Annotated in this window: 1 protein-coding gene; it reads left to right on the top strand. The window is 56.6% G+C overall.

Going from position 1 to position 1,430, the window contains the following annotated elements; all coding sequences use genetic code 11:
• Nucleotides 1–98 precede the first annotated feature (98 nt).
• Nucleotides 99–1,139: an IS110 family transposase gene (locus tag LWH94_RS19120; protein ID WP_022989711.1), complete on the top strand. Its 1,041-nt coding sequence runs from the start codon at nucleotides 99–101 to the stop codon at nucleotides 1,137–1,139.
• The last annotated feature ends 291 nt before the right edge of the window (nucleotides 1,140–1,430 follow it).

Raw genomic sequence — 1,430 nt, 5'->3', positions numbered from 1 at the left:
CCTTCCGAGATGGGATGGTCTCCTCCCCACTCCAAATCGGCGTCGCAATGCGCCAGGATAGAGGTTGCAGACACTATCCAAGAGTTAAGGAGGAGACCATGCATCAGAATACCGTGATCGGCATCGACCTGGCAAAAACCTCTTTTGCGGTTATTGAACTGGGGCGCGGCGGCGATGTAAAACGCCGAAAAACCTTTCGCCGGGATGGCTTAAAACGGTTTCTTGCGAAGCATGAACCGACGACGGTGGCTTTGGAGGCCTGCGGCAGTTCCCATTACTGGGGCCGCTGGCTGGAGGCCCTCGGTCACAAAGCGGTTTTGCTGCCACCGCAGCATGTAAAAGGTTATTTGCGGGGGCAGAAGAACGATTATAACGATGCACAAGCCATTGCCGAGGCGTGCCTTCACGGTGCCATTCGACCGGTGGCGGTAAAGGGCATCGAGCAACAGGATGATCAGGCGTTTCATGCGATTCGCCGGAGCCTGAAAGTGGAGAGCACGCGTCTAGTGAATCAGATGCGTGGCCTGCTGGCAGAATATGGCTTAACCGTCCCGAAGTCCGTCAGCGCTTTTTGCCGGCGGGTGCCGGAGTTACTTGAAGATGCTGAAAACGGTTTAAGCACTCGATTCCGCATGCTGCTGAACAGGCAGTGGCACCGGCTCAAAGCCTTGCTTGAAGAGCAGGTCTGGTATGACGAGCAACTACGACAGCAGGCCAAGGAAGACAATGCGTGTCGGCGATTAACGGGCATTCCCGGTGTCGGTCCAGTTGTGGCCAGTGCCCTTAAAAGCTGGATGGGCGATGGCCAGCAATTCCGTCGGGGTCGGGATGCATCTGCAGCTCTGGGCCTGGTGCCCAAGCAGCACAGCACCGGCGGTAAACAATCGCTGTACGGGATCACCAAGCGAGGCGATGCTTACTTGAGATCCCTGGTGGTACACGGCGCTCGTGCCGTGGTGCGAACGGCAAAGAGCAAGCAAGACGCCTTGAGCCAGTGGGCTCTGGCGCTGGAGGCCAGAAGAGGCCACAACCGAGCAGTTGTGGCTGTGGCTAACAAGATTATCCGAATGGCTTGGGTCGTTGTGGCCCGCCATGAACACTACAGGCCAGCTGAGAACCAAATGGCGGCAATGGCCTGAAAACGCAACTAAAACAGAGTAAAAACGTCACGAATTCATAACGAAGGGCTTTACCCAAGGTTGCGAAGGCAACAGACACATTGATGACATAACAGGTCAAACCGGCGCACCTGGAACCTGTGGAATCCACTGGCTTCAAGGCCGCTTCCGTGATTAGGCAGGCGCGCGGCGAATCCTCATCAAGGCCAGAGGCGGCAACGCCGCCTCGTTAACAGGCCGGATATATGGCAGCAACCTGTCCCTCATCAACAACGTCTGAGGCCTTGCAAGCGGGGAGGAGACCATATATGG

Origin of the sequence: Marinobacter sp. G11 (genome assembly GCF_021282325.1) — a bacterium.
Taxonomy (GTDB): domain Bacteria; phylum Pseudomonadota; class Gammaproteobacteria; order Pseudomonadales; family Oleiphilaceae; genus Marinobacter; species Marinobacter vinifirmus.
The sequence above is the reverse complement of the archived record's forward strand: the minus strand, read 5'-3'. Positions and strand labels throughout refer to the sequence as shown.